The 25,968-nt window shown below is 54.4% G+C and carries 21 protein-coding genes; 6 read left to right on the top strand and 15 right to left on the bottom strand.

What is annotated here, in order from left to right; genetic code table 11:
• Nucleotides 1-98: 98 nt before the first annotated feature.
• Genes M2298_RS06825 through M2298_RS06805 form a run of 5 tightly spaced genes read right to left on the bottom strand, consistent with a single transcriptional unit; the run spans nt 99 to nt 5,649 of the window.
• Nucleotides 99-1,736 carry a peptide ABC transporter substrate-binding protein gene (locus M2298_RS06825; RefSeq protein WP_173595905.1) on the bottom strand — a complete coding sequence of 546 codons (1,638 nt, stop codon included), beginning with the start codon at nt 1,734-1,736 and terminating at the stop codon, nt 99-101.
• Nucleotides 1,737-1,772: 36 nt separating this feature from the next.
• On the bottom strand, nt 1,773-2,720 hold the full coding sequence (locus tag M2298_RS06820) for an ABC transporter ATP-binding protein (RefSeq protein ID WP_122963385.1): 948 nt from the start codon (nt 2,718-2,720) through the stop codon (nt 1,773-1,775).
• Entirely contained in the window at nt 2,721-3,740 is a 1,020-nt protein-coding gene (locus M2298_RS06815; RefSeq protein WP_173595904.1) for an ABC transporter ATP-binding protein, read from the bottom strand.
• Nucleotides 3,741-3,768: 28 nt separating this feature from the next.
• Nucleotides 3,769-4,713 carry an ABC transporter permease gene (locus tag M2298_RS06810; protein WP_063228298.1) on the bottom strand — a complete coding sequence of 315 codons (945 nt, stop codon included), beginning with the start codon at nt 4,711-4,713 and terminating at the stop codon, nt 3,769-3,771.
• 3 nt (nt 4,714-4,716) lie between these two features.
• Nucleotides 4,717-5,649, bottom strand: a complete 933-nt coding sequence (locus M2298_RS06805) for an ABC transporter permease (RefSeq protein ID WP_122963387.1) — start codon at nt 5,647-5,649, stop codon at nt 4,717-4,719.
• A 389-nt stretch (nt 5,650-6,038) separates the two neighbouring features.
• On the opposite strand from M2298_RS06805, the gene M2298_RS06800 reads away from it, so the two are divergent.
• Complete coding sequence (locus tag M2298_RS06800) at nt 6,039-7,355, top strand: helix-turn-helix domain-containing protein (RefSeq protein WP_217364883.1); 1,317 nt, start codon at nt 6,039-6,041, stop codon at nt 7,353-7,355.
• Between the two features lie 323 nt (nt 7,356-7,678).
• On the opposite strand, the gene M2298_RS06795 is transcribed toward M2298_RS06800, so the two are convergent.
• The 3 genes from M2298_RS06795 to M2298_RS06785 form a co-directional block, all read right to left on the bottom strand.
• Nucleotides 7,679-8,599 carry a DMT family transporter gene (locus tag M2298_RS06795; RefSeq protein WP_122963388.1) on the bottom strand — a complete coding sequence of 307 codons (921 nt, stop codon included), beginning with the start codon at nt 8,597-8,599 and terminating at the stop codon, nt 7,679-7,681.
• A 103-nt stretch (nt 8,600-8,702) separates the two neighbouring features.
• Complete coding sequence (locus M2298_RS06790) at nt 8,703-9,629, bottom strand: MsnO8 family LLM class oxidoreductase (protein WP_280648354.1); 927 nt, start codon at nt 9,627-9,629, stop codon at nt 8,703-8,705.
• A 203-nt stretch (nt 9,630-9,832) separates the two neighbouring features.
• Nucleotides 9,833-11,974, bottom strand: a complete 2,142-nt coding sequence (locus M2298_RS06785) for an acyltransferase family protein (RefSeq protein WP_280648353.1) — start codon at nt 11,972-11,974, stop codon at nt 9,833-9,835.
• 590 nt (nt 11,975-12,564) lie between these two features.
• Between M2298_RS06785 and M2298_RS06780 the strand changes: the two genes are divergently transcribed.
• From M2298_RS06780 to M2298_RS06770, 3 genes are all read left to right on the top strand, one after another.
• Nucleotides 12,565-12,954, top strand: coding sequence for a hypothetical protein (locus M2298_RS06780; RefSeq protein WP_173595903.1), 390 nt, complete (start codon nt 12,565-12,567; stop codon nt 12,952-12,954).
• A gap of 323 nt (nt 12,955-13,277) precedes the next feature.
• A complete protein-coding gene (locus tag M2298_RS06775) occupies nt 13,278-14,465 on the top strand; it encodes a multidrug effflux MFS transporter (RefSeq protein ID WP_173595902.1) in 1,188 nt (395 codons plus the stop codon).
• A gap of 186 nt (nt 14,466-14,651) precedes the next feature.
• The gene (locus tag M2298_RS06770) at nt 14,652-16,286 is read left to right on the top strand and encodes a multicopper oxidase family protein (RefSeq protein WP_280648352.1); all 1,635 of its coding nucleotides are present in this window, start codon (nt 14,652-14,654) and stop codon (nt 16,284-16,286) included.
• Nucleotides 16,287-16,390: 104 nt separating this feature from the next.
• On the opposite strand, the gene M2298_RS06765 is transcribed toward M2298_RS06770, so the two are convergent.
• A complete protein-coding gene (locus M2298_RS06765; RefSeq protein ID WP_173595900.1) occupies nt 16,391-18,355 on the bottom strand; it encodes an ATP-dependent DNA helicase in 1,965 nt (654 codons plus the stop codon).
• 166 nt (nt 18,356-18,521) lie between these two features.
• Here M2298_RS06765 and M2298_RS06760 point away from each other — a divergent pair, with 166 nt between their 5' ends.
• Nucleotides 18,522-18,881: a Lin0512 family protein gene (locus M2298_RS06760; RefSeq protein ID WP_122963395.1), complete on the top strand. Its 360-nt coding sequence runs from the start codon at nt 18,522-18,524 to the stop codon at nt 18,879-18,881.
• On the opposite strand, the gene M2298_RS06755 is transcribed toward M2298_RS06760, so the two are convergent.
• Together M2298_RS06755 and pepF are read right to left on the bottom strand one after the other, a co-directional pair.
• On the bottom strand, nt 18,878-19,210 hold the full coding sequence (locus M2298_RS06755; protein ID WP_122963396.1) for an MGMT family protein: 333 nt from the start codon (nt 19,208-19,210) through the stop codon (nt 18,878-18,880). The genes M2298_RS06760 and M2298_RS06755 overlap by 4 nt on opposite strands.
• Nucleotides 19,211-19,313: 103 nt before the next feature.
• Nucleotides 19,314-21,119 (bottom strand): oligoendopeptidase F, encoded by a 1,806-nt coding sequence (pepF, locus tag M2298_RS06750; protein ID WP_173595899.1) that lies wholly within the window; start codon nt 21,117-21,119, stop codon nt 19,314-19,316.
• Nucleotides 21,120-21,357: 238 nt separating this feature from the next.
• On the opposite strand from pepF, the gene M2298_RS06745 reads away from it, so the two are divergent.
• The gene (locus M2298_RS06745; protein WP_173595898.1) at nt 21,358-22,584 is read left to right on the top strand and encodes an aminopeptidase; all 1,227 of its coding nucleotides are present in this window, start codon (nt 21,358-21,360) and stop codon (nt 22,582-22,584) included.
• Nucleotides 22,585-22,699: 115 nt separating this feature from the next.
• Here M2298_RS06745 and cdaS read toward each other — a convergent pair whose 3' ends face one another.
• The 4 genes from cdaS to pxpB all read right to left on the bottom strand — a co-directional run bounded on the left by cdaS (nt 22,700) and on the right by pxpB (nt 25,931).
• Nucleotides 22,700-23,359 (bottom strand): sporulation-specific diadenylate cyclase CdaS, encoded by a 660-nt coding sequence (gene cdaS, locus M2298_RS06740; RefSeq protein WP_122963399.1) that lies wholly within the window; start codon nt 23,357-23,359, stop codon nt 22,700-22,702.
• 75 nt (nt 23,360-23,434) lie between these two features.
• Entirely contained in the window at nt 23,435-24,196 is a 762-nt protein-coding gene (locus M2298_RS06735) for a LamB/YcsF family protein (protein ID WP_122963400.1), read from the bottom strand.
• Nucleotides 24,193-25,221: a 5-oxoprolinase subunit C family protein gene (locus M2298_RS06730; protein WP_122963401.1), complete on the bottom strand. Its 1,029-nt coding sequence runs from the start codon at nt 25,219-25,221 to the stop codon at nt 24,193-24,195. The genes M2298_RS06735 and M2298_RS06730 overlap by 4 nt, the downstream gene beginning before the upstream one ends.
• A complete protein-coding gene (gene pxpB, locus M2298_RS06725) occupies nt 25,218-25,931 on the bottom strand; it encodes a 5-oxoprolinase subunit PxpB (RefSeq protein ID WP_122963402.1) in 714 nt (237 codons plus the stop codon). The genes M2298_RS06730 and pxpB overlap by 4 nt, the downstream gene beginning before the upstream one ends.
• Nucleotides 25,932-25,968 lie beyond the last annotated feature (37 nt).

Raw genomic sequence — 25,968 nt, 5'->3', positions numbered from 1 at the left:
TGTATAGTGATTCATGGTTGACGAATCGCCAAGAACAGCCAAAAGCAGCTGACTGTTCCGTGTGAAAAGGGAAAAAAGAGGAGAGACTCCTCTTTTTTCTATTTTTTCGTTGCCCAGCGTGCGCTTGGGAATGCATTGACCGGATACGTCAATCCTTCCAAACCTGGTTTTACTAGATAGTTTTGTTGATAGTGGTAGATCGGGATGAACGGCATTTCTTCCATCAAAACAGCCTCTGCTTTGTGCAACAGTTCCATGCGCTTGTTCGGATCTTGCTCCACTTTTGCTGCCATGTTCAGGTCGTCGTACTCTTTGTTTACCCAGCCTGTACGGTTGTTCGGGCTGTCACCCAAGTAGTAATCGAGGTTGAACGCCGGATCGCTGATTTGACCTACCCAGCCCATGCGGCCCATTTGGTAGTTCTTTTGTCTCGTTGTATCGAGGTATACTTTCCACTCTTGGTTGGTCAGCTTCACATCTACACCCAAGTTTTTCTTCAGCATTTCCTGGAGGGCTTGGGCTATTTTTTTGTGGCTTTCATCGGTGTTGTACATAAGTGTTACTTCAGGCAGCGTAGACCAGCCTGCTTCCTGCATGCCTTCCGCCAGCAGTTTTTTCGCTTCCGCCGGATCTTCCTTGAAGTAGTCGCCGCCTTCTTCGCGGAAGTCTTTGCCTGTTGGCGTAATCGCTCCGCGCGGCACCATGGAGTAAGCCGGAGTTTCGCCGCCTTGGCTCACCATTTCGGTCAGTGCTTTGCGATCGATCGCCATAGCGAATGCACGGCGCACTTTTTTGTTGGTGAACGGCTCTTTCGTCACGTTGAACATGTACATGTACGTGCCGTAGTAAGGAACGGATTTGTAGTCAGGGCTTGATTTTTCCTGAGCGAGAATGTCAGATGGCATCTCTTTGTTGAAATCAAGCTCTCCGCTCTTGTACATCTGGTAGGACGTTGTGGCATCGTTCACCATTTTCCAGGTGATCTTCTCCATTTTTACGTCGTCCTTGTTCCAATAATTCTCGTTCTTTTCAATCACCAGTTCGGAGTCATGCTTCCAGGAAACGAGCTTGTAAGCACCGTTGGAAATATACGTCTCGGCATTGGCTGCCCATTTCGGATCGGCTTCCGCCTGCTTTTTGTTGATCGGGTGCCAGTAGCGGGTAGCAAGCATCTTGTCAAAGTAAGAAGTTGGAGCTACCAGTTCGATTTCCAATGTTTTCGCATCGAGAGCCTTGATTCCGACGTCTTCTGCTTTGCCTGTTCCTTTGTTGTACGCTTCTGCTCCCTTAATATAATAGAGGAGATACGCTGTCGTAGAGGCTGTCGCCGGATCGATATGCTTCATGAACGTATAGGCGAAATCTTCTGCGGTTACAGGCTCGCCGTTTGTCCATTTGGCATCGTCGCGCAAAGTAAAGGTGTACTTGAGCTTGTCGTCAGACAGCTTCACTTCTTTGGCTACCCCGAGAACCGGATTGCCTTCTTTGTCTTTCGTGTACAAGCCTTCGCCCAAGTGATCCATGATCCAGAACGATGTCGTATCCGTCGAAGTGAGCGGATTCAAATCGGGTGGTTCGGACTTGGCGTTGAATACGACTTCTTGTTTGACGGCAGCAGCAGGAGTGCTGGACGCCGTACCCGGGTTGTTCGTTGCTGTCCCTGAGCTTCCGCCGCAGCCAGCAAGCGCTGGTACTACGAGCGAGACGGACAGGGCAAATGCAGCTAATTTCTTCACAATGGTTCCCCCTGTATATAAAGATATAAAATCGTACTACCTGTAGAGATGGCAGGCGACCCAGTGATTGGGCGCTGCTTCCATCCATTCCGGCACCTGCTCGGCGCACTGCGCCGTTGCTTTCGGGCAACGCGTCCGGAAGACGCAGCCGCTCGGAGCGTTGGCCGGGCTGGGCAAATCGCCTTGCAAAATGATCCGCTCCCGCTTGATCGTAGGATCGGGAATCGGGATGGAAGACAGCAATGCTTGTGTATAAGGATGCAGCGGTTTGGCGTACAGCTCGAAGCTGTCGGCCATTTCCACCATTTTTCCTAAATACATGACGCCAATTTTCGTGGAGATATGCTTGACCATGGACAGGTCGTGGGCGATGAACAAATACGTCAGCCCTTTGTCCTGTTGCAAATCTTCAAGCAAATTGACGACCTGCGCCTGAATCGAGACGTCGAGCGCAGAGATCGGCTCATCGGCGATAATAAATTCCGGTTCGACGGCAAGAGCGCGTGCGATGCCGATCCGCTGCCGCTGCCCGCCGGAAAATTCGTGCGGGAACCGGCTCGCATGCTGCTTGGAGAGGCCCACCAGCTCCAACAGCTCCTTGACGCGGTCTGCGCGATCTTTGCGAGGAAAGCCGTGAATGTCCAGCCCTTCGGCGATAATGTCCAACACCGTCATGCGCGGGTTGAGACTGGCCTGCGGGTCCTGGAAGATCATCTGCACGTCGCGGTTGAACTGCGCAGAGTCTTTGCCTTTCAGCTGATGCACATTTTTGCCCTTGAACAACACTTCTCCATCTGTACGGTCGTACAGGCGAATCATCGTCCTGCCGAGCGTAGATTTGCCACAGCCGCTTTCACCCACCAGCCCGAGCGTTTCCCCCCGATTGATCGTAAACGTGACTCCATCCACCGCCTTGAGCTGGATGCCGTTGCCGATCTCGAAGTGTTTCTTTAACCCTGTTACTTCTATTAAAGTGTCTCTCATCTACGTCTGCCTCCCTGCCGCCACGAGTTCATCCAGCTTCGGCGCCCGCGGATCATGCAGCCAGCATGCCGCCTGGTGCGCATTTTCGAACACGGTTGCCTCTGGCATTTGCTGCTCGCAAATATCCATGGCAAACTGGCAACGCGCTGCAAACGGACAGCCTTTTGGCGGGTGGAACAAATCTGGCGGCGATCCGTCAATCGGCACCAGCCGCTCTTTTTCTTCGCCGTCAATTCGCGGCATCGAGCGCATCAGGCCCCACGTGTACGGATGCTTGGGACTCTTGAAAATATCTTCGACTTTTCCCGTCTCCACGACGATTCCCGCGTACATCACGACAGCGCGGTGAGCGATTTCAGCTACGACCCCCAGATCGTGCGTGATCATGACAATGGAAAGCTGTTGCTTTTCTTGCAGTTCTTTCAGCAAGTCCAAAATTTGCGCCTGAATCGTCACATCGAGGGCGGTTGTCGGTTCGTCGGCAATCACCAGCTTCGGATTGTTCGCCAGCGCAATCGCGATGACCACGCGCTGCCGCATTCCGCCGGAAAATTCATGCGGGTATTGATCCACCCGTTTTTCCGGATCGGGAATGCCGACCAGCCGCAGCATTTCCATCGCTTTTTTGCGCGCTTCCTCCTTCGAGACGTGGTGAGTCCGCACAAAGCCTTCGACGATCTGCGTTCCGACCTTCATCGTCGGATTCAGCGCTGTCATCGGGTCTTGAAACACCATCCCGATCTCGGTTCCCCGCAGCGAAAGCAGTTCTTTTTTGCTCAGTCGGGTAATGTCTTGTCCGTCAAAACGAATCTGTCCGTCGACGATCCGGCCCGGCGGATTCGGGATCAGCCCCATGATCGCCTGGGCGGTCACGCTCTTGCCACAGCCGCTCTCTCCGACCACAGCCAGCGTCTCGCCACGATCGACGTGAAACGTGACACCCCTGACCGCCTGTACTTCTCCCCCGTACGTTTTGAAATGAACGCGGAGGTTTTCTACTTGCAGCAAATGCTCTGTCATGTCTGGTTCCTCCTATCCTTGGGCGCGGTTACTCACGAATCCGCGGGTCGAGTGCGTCCTGCAAGCCATCGCCAAAAACGTTGAAGGCGAACATGGTCAGCGAGATCATCAGGGCCGGGAAGAACAGTCTCCACCAGTCGCCTGTCAAAATCACGCCTAACGCATCGTTGGTCATCGTCCCCCAGCTTGCGATGGGAGCCTGGACGCCCAAGCCGAGGAAGCTCAGAAACGACTCGGCAAAAATCGCAGACGGTATCGTGAAAGTCAGGTTGACAATAATGACGCCAATCGTGTTCGGAATCAGGTGGCGCAGCAGAATGCGCGGAAATTTTGCCCCGAGCACCTGTGCAGCCATGATGAACTCCTGGTTTTTCAGCTGCAAAATCTGCCCGCGTACGAGACGGGCCATCCCTGTCCAGCCTGTGGCCGACAAGGCGATAATAATCGTCACGATCCCCGGCTCCATGACAACCATCAGCATGATCACGACGAGCAAGTACGGCAGTCCGTACAACACTTCAATCAGACGCATGATGATCGTATCGATCCGATCGCCGCGTTTTCCCCGGCCTGCCATATATCCGGCAATTCCTCCGACGGTAACGCCGATCACCAGGTCGATCAGTGCCGCCGTAATTCCGATGATGAGCGAGATGCGCGCTCCGTACCACGTACGGGAAAACATGTCGCGTCCAAGCTCGTCCGTCCCAAACCAGTGCTCGGCGGAAAGTTCCTGATTGGCTGTCAAAAGGCTCTGATCCGAATAGCTGTACGGCACCAGATGCGGCCCGATGAGCGCCATGAGCACCATCAGTACGATGAGGGTAAAGCCAACCATGGCGAGCTTGTTGCGGACCAGCTTGCGGGTCACTTGCTGAAAATGAGTCAGGCTCGGCCGCATCGCGACGACTTGTCCGTCTGTTTTTTGTGATCTTGGTCGAAACAGCTCATTCGCTGATTGTTCTGCCGCCATTGGCTACCTCCCCCTTCCCGACAATTTGATGCGTGGATCAATGAACATATAAGCCAGGTCAATCAAGAAAATGATCAGTACGAGAATCGCGCTGTAAAAGACGGTCGTTCCCAAAATAACCGGATAGTCGCGGTTGAAAATGCCATCGACGAAATATTTGCCGACGCCAGGGACGGCGAAAATTTTCTCGACGACAAACGTTCCTGTCAGCAATCCCGCAACCAGCGGCCCGAGAAAAGTGACGACTGGAAGAATCGCATTGCGAATGCCGTGTCTGACCACGATCAGAAAAGTCGGAATCCCTTTTGCCTCGGCAGTCCGTATGTAGTTCTGATTCATGACCTCGATCATGCTCGTCCGCATGTAGCGAGTGATGATCGCGAGCGGCCCGAAAGCGAGCGCAAGCGACGGCAACACGGAGTGCTTCCAGCTGGCGAGCGTCGCAACCGGAAACAGCGGCAGCTTGATCGCCAAATAGTTGATGAGCAGCGGCGCCATAATGAAGCTTGGTACAGCAATTCCCAACACCGCCATGACCATTGCCATGTAATCAATCCAGGTATTTCGGTTTAATGCCGCAATTATTCCGAATATAAGTCCAAAAAAAAGTGCGACAGCGATTGCCTGCATCCCGATCAGCGCTGATGAGCCAAAACCGTCCTTGATCATATCGTTGACGCCGCGCGTCTCAGACTTGATCGAAGGCCCCAGGTCAAGCATCGCCAAACTTTTCAGATAAGACAAATACTGCATCGGCAGTGGCTCATCCAAATGGTACTTGGCGCGCAAATTCAGCAAAATTTGCTCCGGCAGTTGATCGGATTCGGATGCAAACGGATCGCCCGGGATCATATGCATCAGCGAAAAGGTCAGCGTCACGATAATCCACAAGGTCACGATCATCATCAAAATTCTTTTTAGCAGATAACGCGCCATGTTTTACTTATCCCCCCTATCCAGGCTTGCAAAAACGACGTATGCTTCGCCCGCTGTTTTTCTTTAACGGAAATTAACCTAAAACATTCCTTAAATCAACAATATAGACCTGTCTGTATTTAATGTCAATTCTGATTTTTTATTTTACTGACTATTTTTGCAACAATTGAAATGATGCCGGTTCCATAGTAAACTACCCTAATACGGAATTTTTCCCTAAAACATCCCTTAAACACTTTTTCGTTGCCTGTTGGATTTCCTTTTCTCTCACCGGCGATATATGGCATTTGCATAAGAAATCAAAACATACTATGATGCCGAAAAGAGGATCGATCCGCTTCGCGACGAATAGAGTAAACCCGTACTTTACCGTTTAGTTGGAGGACATAATGATCATACGAGTCGGCATAGTTGGTCCAAAAGATTCCGTGGAATTAATGAAAAGGGTCGGGCGAGAGTTCGCAGACCGCATCGTGCTCATTCCGTTTATATACCAGCGTGCGGAGGAAGCCGCCACCATTGTCGCAGAAAACGAAATGGATGTAGACATCTGGTTTTTCTCCGGGATTGGCCCTTATTCCATGGCTAGACAGCATTTGCAAAAGCAGAAAGCTTTTTATCCGCAGATCAACGCCAGCGTGCTTACGAAAGTTCTTTTGGAATTGGTATACCGCGATGGCCTGTCACTTGATCGTGTCAGCTTCGATACGGTGTCCGAAATGCATTTCCGCGAGACGCTGGAAGAGCTTGGCCTGCAATGCGACCAGCCTTTTCTCAATCCGTACCAGGAATTTCGCCTGACCAACCATTTGGTGGCTTACCATACCGCGCTCGTGCGGGAAGGAAAAGTAGACGCTTGCGTCACCGGGATGCTCTCTGTCACCGAAGAATTGCAACGCCAAGGCATCCAGGTGTATCGGATGGGGTTCACCCGCTTGACGTTCCGCGAGATTTTCAAGCAAATTTTGCAGGAAGGCGAGACTTTGCACTTCAAGCGCTCGCAAATCGCCGTTCAGCTGCTCGAAGTATCAGAAGTGGAGAAGCTCGCCAGCGAGCCTGCAAACGCTTACGATTTGCGTCGCCTCGATCTCAAGCTGCAAGAGCTTGTGCTCGATTATGCCGAGTCGATTTCCGGCAGCTTTGTCTCCTTGGGCAATTACAAGTTCATTTTGTTTTCGACTCGCGGCTCTTTTGAGGACAATCCGGCGTTTCACCCCACTACCCTGCTGGAAAAAATCATGCTGCTCACCAGCTCTTCGGCCAATATGGGCATCGGGTTCGGCGTCTCTGCTCTGGCGGCAGAACGCAATGCGCAACTGGCTCTCGTGCATGCGAAGAAACACGGGAACGCCGCTGTCCTCGTCGACCACGACGGCTCGATCGAAGGCCCGCTGCGCCAGGCGAAAAGCATCAGCTACGAATATTGGACAGAAGACAAGGAGATCAGCGAGGGGCTGAAAAAGGCGGGCGTCAGCATCACGACGCTGAACAAAATTATCTCGGTGCAAAAAGCTTTGGGCCAAAACTATATCAGCGCAGCGGAGATGGCGGAATGGATGGGCATGACACCGCGCAATGCCCGGCGAATTTTAAGCGATTTGGCGGAGCACAACGTCATCGAGCAAATTGGCGAGGAGACGCCGACCAACCGCGGGCGGCCACGCAAAATATACCGCGTGCTCCCCGCTTTGTCCGAAAGTCCGTAACGCCTGCCATCTGACATGTCCACCTTGCGCCAGCAAACCATACGGGCAACGCCATGGTGGCCTGCGCCATCATACCAAACAGGCACGAACACGTCGCCCTGCGCAGGCGGCCACCTCCCTTTTCAGGAAAAGCATCAAGCCATTTCGTTTTTCACGCAAAAAACCAGTCGCAGGCACGACCATGGCGCCCTGCGCAGACAGCCACATCCCTTTTCAGAAAAAACAGCAAGCCATTTCGTTTTTTACGCAAAAAAACCAGTCGCAGGCACGACGCACTCGGAAGTGCCGTGTCGGACTGGTTTTTTTGTGTGGCGCACAACATTCTAAACGTTGCAGCGATTCGGGCCATCTGCCATCCGCTGTGCTGCCGCCGTCTGAACCGATTGCTTTTTCCGCATGCTGGCGACGACCACCCCTGCGACAATCAGCAGGGAACCGCCCGCCTGAATCGCGGTGACTTGCGAGCCGAGCAGCAAAAAGCCGACCAGCATCGCGACGAACGGCTGCAAATTGAGGAAAATCGCCGCTTTGCCCGTCCCGACGATTTGCAGTTGCGAGTTCCAGACGATCCCGCAAACCCCTTGCATGAGGATAGCCGTGACGATCAGCATGCCCCACGCCCACGCTTCATGGCTGATGTGCGCCGAGGAGTCGAGCGTCAGCAAGGCCGCAGGCGTCAAAAACAGCGTCCCTACTGTCGTCGAATACACCGTCGTAATAAACGGCTGCATCGTCTGCGTCAGCTTGCGAATGATGATCATCGACGCCGAGAAAGTCACCATCGCAATGACAATCAGCAGCACTCCTTTGGAGATCGACAGGCCCGCTCCGATCCCGACGACGAAAAAGGTGCCGAGCAGCGCGATCCCCGAACCGATTTTCATGCGCAGCGTAAACTGCTCCTTTAAAAACATCGAGGCCAAAACCGCTGTCACAATCGGAGCCAGCGACAAAATCAGCGAGGCGGTCGTGGCGTCAGTCGTCAACAGGCCATTGAAATAAGCGGTTTGGTTTGCCAATGTACCGACAAGCCCGAGCAAAACGAGCAGTCCCAGCTCACGCAGCTTGATTTTCACGAACTTTTTCGTCACCCACGCGTACAGGACGAGAAACAGCGACGTGAACAGCAGCCGGACATCAGCCAGAAAAAGCGGAGGAAATTCTTTGACGAGCATGCTCCCGAACACAAAGTTACTCCCCCACAGCGTCACACAAAAAAGCAACAACAAGTACGACCGAATCATTGTTTTTCCTTCTTTCACCCGTTACATGATAGAATCACGTATGCAATCGTACATGAGAAGCCCGAAAAAGTCCATGTGAAGATGCGCTATACTCTGAACTAATTTATGTCTTTCCACATCCTGACGAACCACGGTCAAACACGGAATTGGCGATTAGCTCGTACGAACGCAGTCTCCTGGCGTAATCGGGGAAGTCGGTAATGACCATGATTTCCTCTGCCTGATAGCGCCACGCAATTTCTTCCAGCTTTTCGCGAACATGCGACGGGTCGCCGACAATTGGCGGCCTGCGGAAAGCTTTTTGGCTCAACCGGACACAGGCGTTTGCTTCCTCCATCGTTTCCGCGCAAATAACCCCGACGGCGACGATTACCTCCGGATTTGGCTGATGAACGGACGGCTTGTAGTCTCGCCTGTAGGCAGCAACGACTTCCTCCCCCTCCGCTTCGCTCATGAACAGGCCGTAGACGTATCCGGCCCCGTTTTCTGCGGCGTAGCCCGCGCTTTTTTGATTCGTGCCCAAAAGCCACAGCTTGGGCGGCAGCGGCGGGATCGGACGAGCCACCACAGACTCGCCCTCTACGGTAAACTCCTGACGCAGCAAGGCAGACAGCTGTTGCACCAGCTCCGGCATGCGGCCAACGTCCTGCAAAAAACGGTCGTTCAACGCAAGCGTCGCATGGGCAGAGCCACCCGGAGCGCGGCCCACGCCCAGATCGATTCGCCCCGGATACAAGGTAGCCAGCAAGTGAAACGCCTCGGCAACTTTATACGGCTTGTAATGAGGCAGCAGCACCGCTCCCGACCCGATTCGGATACGGTGCGTCTGCGCCCCGATATGGGCGAGCAAAACTTCCGGTGTGGACGAAGCCAGTCCGGGCATGTCGTGATGCTCGGCAACCCAATAACGGCAATACCCGAGCTGCTCGGCAGTTTGCGCGAGCAAGACTGCTTGCTTCAAGGCGCAAGCAGGATCAACGCCCTCATAAATCGGCGCTAGGTCCAGCACACTCCATTTTTGTATCGGCATAAAAGCATTCCACCTGTTTTTTTAGTCGCAACTGTTTCTTTCGTTCCCTCTAGCATAGCGCGATCCGCCTTGCGTGCACAACCGCTCCGGTGCCCCGAAGCTTTTCCCTTTTCCTTGTCCATGCTCCCCTGATCGGTGACGTAACGACAAAAAAACAGGCCCGCTCCCCTTTCGGATGACGGGCCTGCCTACAGGCTCCTGCTTTATTCCTGTGTATCTTGTGCTTCTTTTGGAGCGGCAGTCTCCTGTTTGTTTTCGTCCGAAGCTGGCTTTTGGCTCTCCTCCGGCTTCGGTGCTGGCGCTGGTGTTGCCTCGTTGGCTGGCTTTTCGGCTTTTACCGGAGCAAAAGTTTTCGCGACGAGCAAAGCATACGCCCGCGCGCCTTCCGAGTTGAGATGCACGCCGTCCTTGTAAAAATACGTATTTTTTCCGGCACTCGCGGAATGCCAATCGATCAGCGTCATGTTCGGATGGGCAGCTGCCACCTCTGCCAACGTCTCGTTGACGACGCTCTCCCACGGTCGCGGCACACGCGTATTGATCAAAATGACCTGGTCAACGCCATCCAGCGCCTTCAACAGCTTGTCGAGCTGACCCTTGCTGAACGAGCCATTCGTTCCCAGTTCGATAATCACCCGGCTGCCAAGCTGTCCCTTCGCTCGCAGCGCCTTGATGACATCGGGCGCTTGCGCCATTTGTCTGCCTACCTTGCCGTCAATGACGATGCCTGGCAACAGCTTCGCCAAGTACGGCTCGATATCGAGCATGACCGAATCGCCGATGGCGGTAATTCCTTTTCCGGAAGTAGCGGCAACATCAGGCTCCTCTGATGCTTTTGGCTGTTTGGAAGCAGCGGAATTGTCCTGATTTTTTGCGGGAGCCGTTCCGCCTTGGACAGGCTTTCCAGTGTTCGGTTTTGACTCGGTTTTCGGCTTCGTCGCGGTTTGCGTACTCGGCTTTTGTGTTGGTTCCGGCTTTTTCTGTGTCACCGGTACTTGCGGGCCGTGCGGTTTGGCATCCACGTCTTGCTCTTGTGAATGGTCTTTTTGTCCCGAATTTTCGGCCGCTGCTGACGCTTCCGCAAGTTTTTGCATGGCAGACGTGTCTCCCGCTGTCGCTCCGGAGGTCAGCGATGCCACCCCAAAGTAGAGCACAGCCAGTGCGAAGGCGCAGCCTGAGGCGAGAATCTTTTTGGAACGCTTGGGAGCGCCCTGCTGCTTGCTTGTGCCGAGCTTCGCCCACAGTTTTCCCAAAGCGCCGTGGCGAATCGGCTCCTCCATGTACTTCCACGACAGGGCTGCGAGCACGATGCACGCCAACACTTGCAGACACGCCCGCAACACGGCGAACGCCCCGCTTTCCTCAGCCGCAGCAGTCGGGCTGGTGAGCACAATCACCGGGTAGTGCCACAAATAAATGCCGTACGAGCGCACGCCGAGCCACTTGAGCGGCTTGCAGCCCATCCATTTTGCCAACGAGCTTGCCGGGTGAGCCAGCACAGCTACCAGTATCGCACTGACAATCGACAACAGGACAAGTCCGCCCTGATACAGAAAATCGTCGTACTGGTTTGTCTTCCAGATCGCCAAGAGCAAAATCGCCAGGCTCACGCATCCGATCACATCCAGCGTGGCCCGCGCTTTGCCGGAGATAGTTGTGGACAGCTTGCGACTCGGCCACATCATCGCCAGGGCGGCCCCGATCAACAGAGCGAATACCCGCGTATCCGTCCCGTAGTAAATCCGGCTCGGGTCCTCTCCCGGTTCATACATGACAGCCATCAACACGGCGGAAACGGCTGCCAGGCCGAGCGTCAAAATCACGAGCGGGCCGCGGCGCTTGATCAAGGAAAGTCCGAGCGCGACCAAGAGCGGCCAAATCAGGTAAAACTGCTCTTCTACCGCCAAAGACCACAGATGTCCAAGCGGCGAAGGCGGACCGAACTTCTCGAAGTACGATACTTCGGAAAAGACCAGCCACCAGTTGCTGACGTAGAAAAGAGCGGCCCAGACGTCTCCGCGCAAGCGCCCCATCTGCTCGGGCGAAAACAGCGCGACACTGGCGACAACCACCACCAGAAGCAACAGCAATGCCGGTAAAAGCCGTCTGGCCCTGCGCAGCCAGAAGTCTTTCATATCCAATCGCCCGTTTCTGCTCCACTGGGCAATCAGCAAATCGGTAATCAGGTAACCAGAGAGGACGAAAAAGATGCCGACTCCAAGGAGTCCTCCTGGCGCCCAATTGTAATTCAGGTGATAAATAATGACTGCGAGTACCGCCAGAGCCCTAAGCCCGTCGATCCCGGGCATGTAGCGGCTGTGGGCAGCCTTGATCGGTTCAGGCATGCTGGCGGCCTCCTCTGCTTGTTGTTTGGCGAGTCCGTACTTCCTTGCGTGTGTTCGTCAGATCCTTGCCATTCGTAACATTCCTTGCTTGCTTCTTGCTTACCGTGCTCGCCATGCAGTTCATCTGCATTCTCCCCTTTAATTTCCGTTCTGTTTTGTTCATGAGTTGACGGGGGCAGTCATTACACATCGGGAATTGCGTGCTTTATGAATGCAAAAACCCCTGGTTTCTTTGGTCCGCTGAAGAAAACGGGGGTTGGTCTCGTTCATTATCTTTATGGAAAATGAATTGTTCCAATCATCATTGCCCGTATTCAGGATGTGGTGCCCAACGTTTTTCCTGTGAAATGTGCTCCTTCTTCTTATGTATGGCTGTTTCCCCTCTTTCCTTCCTTGGATTTTTTCGGCACACTCGGCTTTCCTTTTTGCATGAAAGGAGCCTGGCCTGCCTTTTGGCCGACTGGAAATGGGCTTCCTTCTGATCGACCTAAAAAAATTGCCCGGTCATGTTTTTCTGTCGTCTTGCGTCGTGTCCGGCAACTTCTTGTAACCTGATTATAAGACGCAAAACAGTAAAAACGCGTTACAAATTGTTTACATTCCTTCCCGATTTTTTCCGGGCAGAAAAACGCGGCAAAAGACAGGCGGAAAGCTTCCTCTTCCCGTTTGCAGACAAAAAAAGCCGACGGGGAATTTCCACCGTCAGCTCTACTTTTGTCCTGGATATCAAAAAAGGATGTCCGCTACATATCAGGCCCGCATGGGATCGTCTATTAAATGTGATGAGTAAACAAATAGTTCAGGAAAAATCCCCCACTAATGACGGCAATGGCCATACAGACGATGCCGCTGCGCACCCGTTGGGAGAGCAAACGCATAAAGCCTACACAGAAAAACACACCCGTTACCAAAAAATAGGAAATCCCGACCCAAAACACATTCCAAGGCAGGCTCGCAAAATCCACGTTACCCAAAAGTGAACACCATCCCTGTACCAATCTACTTTTCTTTCATTTTTGCATAAAGGATACTCCATTATAACATTGATCGCCCCTTGATTTGCCAATTTCACTCAGATCGTAACAGAAGTGTCATATGTTTTTGGCCAGAACGCTTCCTGATCGCATTCTGCTAGTTCCGCCAGGATGTTTTTTGCTATAATCAGCGCTAACAAAACTTCCCCTATGAAAAAAGATTGGTGAAATCAAATGATGGCATTCTCACAACTGACGAAGTGCAAACCCCCGATCCCGTAATTTCCCTCTGACCGTTTGAGATTTTTCAACGAATAGGGGGAAGTATTTTGCATACCAAAATCTCAACACCGTCACTGTTTTTGCTCATTTTGCTCGTCGGTTTTCCGCAAATCAGCGAGACGATCTACACGCCGTCGCTGCCGGATCTCGCCAGACAGCTTCACGTTGGCAACAGCACGGTTCAACTGACGCTCAGTATATATTTTCTCGGTTTCGCCTTCGGTGTGTTTTGCTGGGGCAGGCTCTCTGACGCCATCGGACGCCGCCCGGCCATGCTCTGGGGAATCGTCGTCTATGGATTGGGCAGCCTTGGCTGCTATTTGTCCGCTTCGGTCGAGTGGCTGCTCGTTAGCCGTTTTGTGCAAGCTTTCGGCGCAAGTACAGGTTCTGTGGTCACACAGACGATCTTGCGGGAGTGCATGGACGGTCCCAGACGGCATGCCGCTTTTGCGCAAATTTCCGCCGCGCTCGCTTTTACCCCTGCTATCGGACCGTTGATCGGGGGCTGGGTCGACCAATGGTTCGGGTTTTCGGCGGTATTTTTTACGCTCGTCTTGATGAGTGTCGGGCTGTTCTTCGCGACCTTTTTCTCGCTGCCTGAAACAAGGGTGGCGTCCCCGGTCAAGGCAACTGTTCGTACCGTTTTCAAGCAGATGCTTGCGGACCGGAGAATTTGGGCCTTTGCCTTTTTGATCGGGGCGACGAACGGCATTTTGTTCAGTTATTATGCCGAAGCCCCGTTCATCTTCATTGAATTTTTTCAGATGACACCAGGCTGGTTCGGGTTTTTGGGCGTGCTTGTCGCCCTGTCCTCGATCTGCGGAGCCATGTTAGCGAAAAAATGGCTGCCCCGGTTTGCTGCGGAAAAGATCATTTTGATCGGTTCTTTGGTGGCGACAGGCGGTGCAGCATGCTTGACTGTTTTGACTTTGGCTGGCGTGGAGCCGAATCCGCTCTCGCTGTGCCTCATGCTCGCGGCGATTTTTATGCTGCTGCTTGGAATCGGCATCGCCATTCCCAATTGCCTGAGTCTCGCGCTCGTCGACTACGGCGCGGTGCTCGGAACGGCTGGCGCGATTTTGGGGCTAGGCTACTACGTGCTGGTCAGCCTGATTACGACTGGCATGAGCTACTTGCACAACGGCTCGCTCGTCACGATGCCGCTGTACTTTTTCGCGTTGGCACTGCTCATGTCGCTGGTCAGCCAAAAACTTGCCGCTCCCAAAAATCGTTAAACCACACAGACAGATGTAGCAACTAGCCGTTACCCTTTTCAAGCCGATTTTCCTGTTGCGGGAAGATCGGCTTTTTGCGTGCTTGACGCTTGCTCTGCTGCTTCCTGTTGCCGTGCCTTCATGGTTTCTCCACATTCCTTTGCTACGCTTTTTTCGAAAAACATTATGAGGAGGATGCAGAAATCCATGAATCAATCTATGTTGCGAAGCAGCGTTTTTCCCGTGTTGCTTGGCGGTCTGGTACTTCTCGCCGCTTGCTCGCCGGACCAAGCTTCCACTACAGAGCATGCCGGACACAATATGGCGGCTACCCAGGACAACACGCAGGCAACCGCCCCTGTGACCCAGCCGATGGCAGCGGCAAGCGACAGTCCCATGCAGGTGCTGACTGGCAATGCGTTCACTTTGACGGCAAAAGAAAGCATGCTGCATCTCGATGACCAGACGATGAAAACGGCTTGGACGTACAACGGAACTGTTCCAGGCCCGCAGCTGCGCGTCAAGCAAGGCGAAACCGTTTCCGTCACACTGAAAAATGAACTGCCGGAGCCTGTGACGATCCACTGGCACGGACTGCCCGTACCCAACAACATGGACGGCATCCCCGGCGTTACGCAAAATGCGGTAAAGCCAAACGAAAGCTTTACGTACCGCTTCACAGCCGATGTCGCAGGCACGTACTGGTACCACTCGCACCAGAACAGCTCGAAGCAAGTAGACAAAGGACTGTACGGCTCGCTCGTCGTCGAACCGAAAACGTCCGCCCCAGTGGACAAAGACTTTACGCTCGTCCTGGACGAGTGGATGCAGGACGACAGCATGGCAGAGATGCACGGAGGATCAGGCGCGATGGCAGGCATGAATCACGGGACTACTCCCGCTTCGCCGGGCACCTCGGCCGGAAGCGGCCACGACATGCCGGATATGAATGGCATGAGTGATGCGAAAATGATGCCGCTCATGTACACGATCTTTTCCGTCAATGGCAAGACAGGTTCGGCGATTGCGCCCCTGCGGGTGAAGGAAGGGGAAAAGGTGCGCATCCGCCTGATCAATGCCGGGTATTTGTCCCACAAGCTGAATTTGCAAGGACATGCGTTCAAGATCGTCTCCACAGATGGGCAACCGCTGCACAATCCGCCGCTTGTCAAAGATCAGCTGCTCAACATCGCCCCTGGCGAACGATACGACCTCGAATTTGTCGCAAACCAGCCGGGAGCGTGGCTGCTGGAAGAAAAGAGCAGCAATCCCGGAGCCAAATCGTTGGCCGTTCCCATCGTCTACGAAGGTCAGGAGCACGCGCAACGCCAAGCCGAATCGGCGAACCCCCTGCCTGTCGTCGACATCACGACTTATGGCGAGGCAGCGAAAAGCAGCTTTTCACTCGATCAAGCCTATGACGTGACGTACCGGATGGATTTGAACACGGACACGCGCGATGGACAAATGGCGTTTACGATCAATGGGCAAACGTTTCCGAACGTCCCTCCCCTCGATGTGCAAAAAGGCGATCTGATCAAAGTCACACTCGTCAATAACTCGCCGGAGGATGTGCACCCGATGCATTTGCACGGACACTTTTTCCAGGTGTTGAGCAAAAACGGCAAGCCTATTTCCGGCTCGCCGCTGCGGAAAGATACGTTGAACGTGCAGCCCGGCGAGTCTTATGTCGTCGCTTTTGCAGCCGACAATCCGGGCGAGTGGATGTTCCACTGTCACGATCTGGGGCACGCGGCAAAAGGCATGGTGTCCGAAGTCAAGTACGCAGGCTTTCAGCGCGATTTCACCGTCGATCCGACTGTCGGCAACATGCCGGAATAAAAAAGAAGCAGGACGCCGCCTTGGCTCCTGCCTCTTTTTTGCTTTCCTTTTTTCCACAACAGAAGAACGGCGTGCATGCTCCCGTTCCCGTCTCCTGCACACGTCTACACCAATTCGCTTGCCCAGGCATCACGCCACTCGACCCCGGCGGGAAAGACGCTCTGCACATGTTTTCGCAGCTGCTCGTCGTTCCACAGCTCCGGGCTTAAAATCGAGACGATGCCGCTGTCCTCGCGCGTCCGAATCAGACGGCCAATCCCTTGGCGCAGACGCAGCAGCATGTATGGCAAATCGACCTCGGCGAACGGCGACGCCGCGCTTTTCCGCTTGGCGGCAAACACCGGATCGTTCGGAGGAAACGGCAGCGACCAGATGATCACGTTGGACAGCGACGGCCCCGGCACATCCAGCCCTTCCCACAACGTCACGGCGCACAGGATGCTCTCCTCGTCGTTCTGAAAACAGGAGATCAGGTGGCTGATTTCCGCATCGCCTTCGTACCAGAAACGCATGGAGGCGCACTCCGGGTAAGCTCCCACAGCCGCTTTGAACTCCTGCATTTCCTCCATCGACGAAAACAGCAGCAGCGCACGACCGCCCGTTTTTTGCAGCAGCGACACAGCCAAATCCATTTTTTCCGCAAACGGCTGCGTACAGGACAACGGCGGCACGAAAGCTTCCATCTGCTCCGCATATTCGTAAGGCGAAGCGACGGAGAACGACAAATAGTCTTCGATGCCGAGACTGTCCGCGATGTAGTCAAACGAGCCTTCTACCGACAAGGTCGCGGAAGAGAAAATAATCGGCATGTTTTGCGCGAAAACGCGTTCCCGCAAAACTTCCTGCACCATTTTCGGCATGACGACCAACGTAGGGCCCGTCCATTCTTCGCTCATCCAGGAAATGACGTGATCAGGCTTCTGGAACAAGCCGAGAGCCAGCTGCATCATTTCCAGATGCTCTTCCACAATCCGCAATTGGAACTCGTCCAAAGAATACAGGCCGCTCTCCAGCGCCAGCTCCTCTTCAATCGAAGCAATCAGGCTCGTAAAACGGTGGATCGAGGCAATCAGCTGCGGATGGAAGGAGATCTCCTTGCGCGTCGAACCGGCAACCGGCTTGCTTTCGGCGTTCAGTCGCAAAAACAAATCTTCGCTCTGGATAATCGCTTCTTCAATCGCTACGGCCAGCGACTCCCTGATTTCGCCTTGCAGCAGGCGCGTAATGATTTCTTCAAAAACGGAATGATTCAGCTTGTAGGTCAACGCCTTTTGCGCCGCAGGCTCCAGCAGATGCCCTTCGTCGAAGATGACAGAGCTGTGATTAGGCAAAAGCGGCAGTTGCCCTCCCCGCTTTCGCGCCTCATACGTCCAGACATGCTCCATGTAAAAATCGTGCGAGCAAATGATCAGATCGGCAGACTGGCGGTAATGGTTGCGCGACAAGGTCTGTCCGCACCGATGCTGTCTGTCGCAGACAAAACAGTCCTGGAAAGCATCCCAGTTCATTTGCGACCACTGCTGGTCGTTCAGTGCGGAGTAGGCGCTGCGGTCGCCGTATGGAGTAAACGATTGAAGCGCTTCATGCTTGTGGACAAACGATGGCAGCTCCTCGTAAATGTGCATAAACACTTCGTCGCTGTCCAGCTTGTAACGCGCCTCGTCCAGCTTGCGCAAGCAAATGTACTGGTCTGGCGACTTGCCGAGCCTCGCGTCAATGGTCAAGTCGAGATGCTTGGCCAGCTTGGCGATATCTCCTTCCGGCTTCACCAGCTGTTCGATCAACGACTCGTTGGCACAGGCGATAATCGCCGGCTTTCTCGTATAACGCGCATAGCAGATGGCGTACAGCAAATAAGCGAGCGTTTTTCCCGTGCCCACGCCTGCTTCAGCAAAAATCGTCTGTTTCTCCTGGAAGGCCCGCTCCAGCTGAAAAGCCATGTAAATCTGCTCGTCGCGCACTTCGAAGCCAGCCTCAGGCAAAATATCGTAAAACACGTCCGCTACCCAGTCACTTACTTGCGAGATAAACGGCTGGGCGGGATCGTAGGCAAAAGGATACCGTTCCACTTCAAACCTGCCTCCATTATGAACCAAGAATCGTCGAGCAATGATGCCAAAGTGTAATGATGACACGAGTCATGGATAAACACAATACGTCAGGCAGGAAAAAATCGCGATTCGTGGTAAGATGGGAGAGAAACGACGAAGGAAAATAGTAGGAGTGAATGCGACAATGGACAAAGTCATGTTTATCGAAATCGGCATGGGGATCGATCTCCATGGACAAAACGTCACCAAAGCAGCCGTTCGCGCTGTCCAAAACGCCATCCATCACAACTCGATGCCGGGTCTGCGCTCTGTGCTGCCCGGAAATGATATTCACAAAATGAAAGTCAACGTGCGTCTCGCTGTGCCTGCCGACCGCGACAAGCTCGATCTTGATACCGTGCGGGCGGAGCTGCCTTACGGAGAAGTGTCGTTTGAAGTCGTGGACGGCGGCATGCTGACGAGCAGTGGCGTCGTCATTGCGGAAAAGGAAGACAAAAACGATCTGGCGTACGTCGTGATCGCTTCGGTGGAAGTCGGCTACTAATCAGGAAATCGAGCCAGTCCAGGTTCAGGGTGGTGTTGAAACCGTTCCAGATCGATGTCGCCCGTCTTGGACACCGTTACGCCTTCGCCTTCCAGCAACATTTTTTGCAGCGTCATGGAATCGAAGTCTTGCAACCCGATTTTTCCTTTGGCATTGATGACCCGGTGCCACGGGAGCTTGTGCTTTTGCGACATGGAGTGGAGTATCCGCACGATTTGTCTGGCTCCCCGCGGACTCCCGGCCAATGCGGCGATCTGTCCGTACGTCATGACAGTGCCTGCTGGAATGCTGGCGATAATCTGAATGGCGCGCTTCGTAAATTCGGTCATTTCCCGTTCTCCTGTTCTCTTTCATCCAAAAGTCGAAAAAGGCTCGTGATGCTTTCGTCATCACAAGCCTTTTTTCCTGTTCAGCTAAGCTTTGGGCAACTCGTTATTTTTCAAACAGTCTTTCCAGCTCGTCTACGAGACTGCCGACATACGCCACGGCATCGCGGATCGGCTGCGGCTCTGACATATCTACGCCTGCTTTTTTCATCAGCTCCAGCGGCTTCAGCGTGCCCCCTGCTTTCAAAACAGAAAGCCAACGGTCGACAGCTGGTTGCCCTTCCGCTTTAATGCTTGCCGCCATCGCAGTGGAAGCGGTCAATCCCGCCGCATACGTGTACGGATACAATCCCATGTAGTAGTGCGGCTGGCGCATCCAGGTCAGGCTGGCTGCCTCGTCAAGCTCCACGGCGTCTCCCCAGAACTCTGCCAGCACTTGCCCTTTCCACTCCGACAGCTTTTTCGCTGTCAACGGCACGTCGTTTTGCGCGGCTTCGTACACTTTGCGCTGCATGCGGCCTTCCAGCAGATGCGTCACGAAGTTGTGGTAGTACGTGTTCATCAGCTGCAAAATGACCCAGCGCTTGAGGCGCGGATCGTCAGACTGCTCCATGATGTGCTGGGCGAGCAGCAGCTCGTTGATCGTGGACGGTGCCTCGATAAAGTACAAGGACGGACGCGAGTTGGTATAGCTTTGCTCACGGGTAGCCAACGTGAAGTGACCGCAATGTCCCAGCTCATGAGCCAGTGTGAAGGCGCTGCGCATGTTGCCCGACCAGGTGATCAGAATATAGGAATGATTGCTGTACGGCGTCGAGCAGAAAGCCCCTGTCGATTTGCCCACGTTGTCGACGTAATCGATCCAGCGCTCGGACAGCGCTTTGTCCATGATCTCTGCGTATTCCGGTCCCATCACCTGCAAAGCGGACTTGATCAGGCGACCCGCTTCCTCAATCGTAATCGGCGGGCTAAATTCAGGATCGAGCGGCGCTTTCAAATCGCAAAACGTCAGCTTTTCCAGTCCCAGCTCTCGCGCTTTGAGCTTGGCGTAGCGGCGCATGTGCGGAGCCAGCTCTGTTCCGATAATATCGAGAATGTTGTGGTACAGTTCGAGCGATACTTGTTGAGGATGCAGCAGCATGTCGGTGACGCTGTCGAAGCCGCGCAATCTGGACAGGACGGTCTGCTTCTTCACCTCTGTGGCATAGACGGCAGCGAACGAGTTTTGATAAGCCGCCAACGTTTTCGAAAAAGATTCGTAGGCAGCGCGGCGCAATGTCGTATCGGAAGACATTTCATAGTCCGCTTCAAACAAAGCAAACGAAACCGGACGTTCTGCCCCCGCCCCATCTTTGACAGGCGCGAAGGACATGTCGGACAGCTTCCCGCGTTGATAAATCGTGTAAGGCGCTGCAAACACTTCACCGAGTGCGGCAATGGCAGACTCCGTATCCGCAGACAGTCGATACGGCTTCGTTTCCAGCAAGTCGGAAAGACTTCTGGCAAAAGGCGCAAGTCCCGGCTCTTCTTGCAGGTATTTCTCAATCGTGCCATCTGGCAGCGCCAAAATTTCGGAAGGCACAAACGAAAGCGCTGCGTTCAGCGTCGACACGACATCGCCCACCCGCGCAGAATTTGCCTGATTGAGCGGATTGGTGCCATCTTCGGAGGAACGCAGGCGGGCGTATGTCGCCACCAGATTCGCCCGCACCTCCATTGCTTCTTTTGCTTCCAGACATGCGAGCAATGTCTCTGCTCCTGTATGTAGCTGTCCTTGGAATGCGGTGACAATCGGCAGCTGATTGACAATCTCGTCAAGCTCCTGCTCCCATGCTTCTTGGCTGGCAAATAAATCGTCCAGGTTCCACGTATGTTCTACGGCCACCTGGTCACGCATGAGTCTCGTTTTCACTCTGTCTGCCTCCTTGTCATTCCCTCAGTAAAATGTTTTTGATTATTCAAGTTTGATTCTATTTGAATTTTCCTCCAATTCGCGAAAATATACAAGTCCGCTTTGCACGCGAAATCCGCCGTAATCTGTCTTTTCCTGCGCTTTCCGAGGAAATTCTTTCGAAAATAACTAGCAAGCCATTCCAAATTCCCAGGTATAATAGAAAAGAATTTATCGCCAAGGAAAGGGAGGTTTTCTTATGTCTTTTGAAGTGATGTTTGATCGCTATGCCGATCTCGCTGTAAAAGTCGGCGTCAACGTACAGCCGATGCAGACCCTTGTTGTTAGCGCACCGCTCTCCTCCGCTCCGTTTGTGCGCAAAGTAGCGCGCAAAGCGTACGAAGCGGGAGCAAAACACGTACATATCGAATGGACCGACGACGAATTGACCCGCATGAAATACGATCTGGCACCCGATGAAGCTTTTGCCGAGTATCCGCAGTGGAAAGCGCAAGGCATGGAGGAACTGGCGAAAAACGGCGCTGCCTTCTTGTACGTTTCCTCCACCAACCCTGACTTGCTCAAAGGCGTGAAGCTTGAGCGAATCTCCAGCGCGAACAAGGCAGCCGGACAAGCCTTGCAGACGTTCCGCAGCTACACGATGTCAGACAAAGTAAGCTGGTGCGTGCTCGCCGTTCCATCCGAGGCATGGGCCGCTACCGTGTTTCCTGACTTGCCAGCGGACGAGCAAGTCCCCGCTCTGTGGGACGCGATCTTCAAAGCGACTCGCACAGACGCGGCTGATCCGGTTCAGGCTTGGCACGACCACCATGCTACGCTCAACAGCAAAGTCGCGTATTTGAACGCGAAGCAGTATCGTTACCTCCACTACGAAGCGCCAGGGACCCAATTGACGATCGAGCTTCCTGACCGCCACGTCTGGATCGGAGGGGGCAGCGTGAACGAAAAAGGCGTTTCCTTCATGGCGAACATGCCTACCGAAGAAGTGTTCACCGCTCCGAAAAGAGACGGCGTGAACGGAACCGTCCGCAGCACGAAGCCGCTCAGTTATCAAGGAAACATCATCGAGAATTTCAGCTTGACGTTTGAGCAGGGAAAAATCGTTTCGGTCACTGCCGAAAAAGGCGAAGAAGCGCTGAAGCAGCTCGTCGCAACGGACGAAGGCTCGCACTATCTCGGAGAAGTCGCGCTGGTTCCCCACCAGTCTCCGATCTCTTTGTCCAACATCATTTTTTACAACACGCTGTTTGACGAAAATGCCTCAAATCACCTGGCGATTGGCAGCGCTTACTCGGTTAACATCGAGGGCGGTGCAGACATGAGCCAGGAGCAATTGGCGGCACACGGCATCAATACGAGCCTGGTGCACGTCGATTTCATGGTTGGCTCCGAGCAGATGAACATCGATGGCGAAACAGCTGACGGTGTCCGCGAGCCTGTATTCCGCAACGGAAACTGGGCATAAGCAAGCGGCAAGCAAAACGGCAAAGCGGTTTGCCGGATTCACGGAACCGTTCCAGCGCATGCGCAAGAGGACCGCGCGCCCTTTTCAGGTGCCCCGGTCCTCTTTTTCGTTCCTGCTACATATGGGTAATGATCGGGTAAAGCCTGCCTTGCAAGGCAAACGATGCTTTGCCTGTCTCCTCGGAGACGACGATGATCAGCGCGTCGCATTGCTCGCTGAGTCCCAATGCCGCGCGGTGCCTCGTTCCCAGTTTCTTTTCCCCGACGGTAATCTGCGACAGCGGCAGGACGTTGGCAGCCGAGACAATCTGATCTCCGCGAATGTACACCGCCCCATCGTGCAGCGGACTGCCCGGAAAAAAGATCGATTCGAGCAAGGAATGGCTCAACACGGCCCCAATCGGGATGCCCGCCTGCAAAAAGGGAGCTACGGAATCTTCCCGCTCCATGACGACCAGGGCACCTTGACGCTTTTGCGCCAAATGCGAAACAGCCAAAGACAAGTCGGTATATGTAGACGAATACGGAGCGAGATAGCATTGCAAATAAAAGGAAGCCGCTGTCGTCTCCAGTCGGCTGAATCTGCTGCGAATCTCGTCAAAAGTGCCCAGCAAGCAGCCTTCCGCTTGATCGAGAGCGAGCAAGCTTTGCTGCATAACCGCGAGGATGCTGGTCAATTCCTGCTTCAGCTCCGCTTTCAAGGAGGATGTATCGCAGTTCATCTGTACGATGGTCGTCCTCTCCCTCCACCAGCTTTTCCTCTGATTGTTCCCCATTCACTCCGGTTTCATCCTGCCAGTTGCCTGTGCGCCTTTTCCGGAGGCTGACCCGTTTTGATCTAGCTCATCTGCTTACGAGCGCACGGGACGGATGGAAATATGCGCGGCGGCAAGCGCCTGACGAATGCACTGGGCAAACTCCAGAGCGTGGGCACCGTCTCCATGAATGCAAATCGTATCAGCCCGTATCGACACATCTGCGCCTTGCACAGATTGCACGACTCCTTCTGTCACCATCCGCACGACCTGCCGCACGGCTGCCTGATCGTCCGTGATCAGGGCGTTTGGCTCTGTGCGGGGCGTCAATGTCCCGTCTGCCTGATACGTCCGGTCGGCAAACACCTCATGGGCGGCGCGTAGCCCGATTTTTTCCGCTGCCCGTGTCAATTCGCTCCCGGCCAGCCCAAACAGCACCAGCTCCGGGTTAACCTTGAACACTGCTTCCGCTATCGCTTCCGCCAGGGCCGGGCGCGTTGCTGCCATGTTGTACAAGGCTCCGTGCGGCTTGACGTGCTGCATCGTGCCGCCTTCTGCCTGGACAAAAGCTTGCAGCGCACCGATCTGGTAGACCGTCAGCTCGTAGGCGTCCTGCGCGGAGATATCCAGATTGCGACGACCGAACCCAACCAGATCGGCCAGGCCAGGATGGGCGCCGATTGCCACTTCGTTTTCCAGAGCCAGCTTCACTGTTTTTCGCATCGTCGCCGGATCGCCCGCATGCAGGCCGCAAGCGATATTCGCTGAACTGATATACGGCAAAATCGCCTGATCATTGCCCAGGCGATACACGCCGAAGCTTTCCCCCATGTCGCAGTTCAAATCGACAGTCTTCATCGTTTGCTCCTCCCTCCCAAGTAAAGCTCAATTCCCGTTTCGAGTTCTGCGAGCGCCTTTTCCTGCTCGTACCATGCCTGCTGGGCAGCGCGCAAGGTCACTTGTTGAAACTGTACCCGATCATGTGGACGCAGCTGGGCCAGGATGGGCAAATCGACAGTCGCCACATGGCCGATTTTCGGATAGCCGCCTACCGTTTGCCGATCTGCCAGCAATACGATCGGCATTCCACTCGGCGGAACTTGGATCGTTCCGGCAGACACAGCGGAAGAGATCAGCTCGACAGGTTCGTTCAGCGCAAGCTCTGGCCCGTGCAGCCGATATCCCATCCGGTCTGACTGCACGCTGATTTGATAGGGCGTTGTCCAAAAATCGCGGCGGCTTTGCGCGGTGAACAGCTCGCTCTCGGCCCCGGGCATGACCCGTACGACCGCGTCTTTTTGCTGTGGATAAGGGAAAAATGATTGTGGGACAAACCAGTCGGCCTCGCAAAAGGAATCGGCTCTGTTCACGCTCCGGTCTTGCAGTTGCCGGGCAAGCCGTACATTCTTTTTTCCCGGCTTTCCCAGGGACAGCCTGTCTGTTTCCGCAAGCGCTCTGCCCCATGCCCCGCCAAATTTGGCCCGCACGTTCGTGCTTCGGCTGTTCATCACGAGCGGCACGTCAAAGCCGCCTGCGATGGCGAGATAGGCGCGGCAGCCTTCTCTCGCATGCCCGAAGCGGAGGACACTGCCGCTTTGGACCAAGACTGGGCGATTGCGGCGAAGACGGCGCTCATCTAAAACAGGCTGCATGTCCGCCCCGCATACCGCCACGAGCACATCCTGGTGAAAGCGCAGCGCTGGCCCTTTCATGGTCAGCTCCAAAACAGCTGCGTCAGGCTCGTTGCCGACGAGCAGGTTCGCCACTCGCAGCGCCAGCGCGTCCATCGCTCCGTTGACATGGACGCCATGCCGCTGATACCCGTATCTGCCCAAATCTTGTACGGTCGTGAACAAGCCTGGCGAGATGACTTCGACACTCATCGCCCCACCTGCTTTCTCTGTTCATACTCAGCCGCAGAAATCGGAACGAAGCGCACCCGATCACCTGCGCGCAGCAAGCTGGGCGGATGCTCTTCCGGGCGAAACAGACGCTCTGGCGTGCGACCGATAATTTGCCAACCGCCGGGACTTTCCAGCGGGTATACGCCTGTCTGTGCCCCGCCGATCCCGACGCTGCCCGGCGCAATCGCCGTACGTGGCGTCGACCTGCGCGGAGTGGCGATCCGCTTGTCCAGCCCGCCCAAATACGGGAAACCGGGGGCGAAGCCGATCATGTGCACGATGTACGCTTGACCGCTGTGAATCTGGATGACTTCTTCCTGCGTCAAACCGTGGTATTCGGACACTTCTTGCAAATCCGGGCCGTACTGTCCGCCGTAGCAGACCGGGATGTCCACCACCCGTTGCTCCGATGCGGCGGAAAAAGACAATTGGCGCAACTGATTTTCGAGCGCTGCCTGGAAACGATCGTACGCCAACTCTTGTCCAAGCGGATCGCGCCATGCGAGCGGGTCGTAATAAATCGTCACAGTCGTGTAGCCAGGCACGTATTCGGTCATTCCCGACAGCGGCTGCTGCTCCAAATACGCGGAGATCGCCATGATCTTTTGCCGCGTCTGTTCGTCGATCACATCCCCCAGCTTGAGAACAATTCCTGCATCTCCGAGCGGAAAAAACTCCAGTCGCTCCACTCTGCACTCCTCCTGCCCATCTGTGTCGCTACGCTGC

The sequence above is a fragment of the Brevibacillus sp. 1238 genome (genome assembly GCF_029892995.1).
In the GTDB taxonomy this organism is placed as follows: domain Bacteria; phylum Bacillota; class Bacilli; order Brevibacillales; family Brevibacillaceae; genus Brevibacillus; species Brevibacillus parabrevis.
This window is presented reverse-complemented; position numbering and strand designations above follow the sequence as displayed.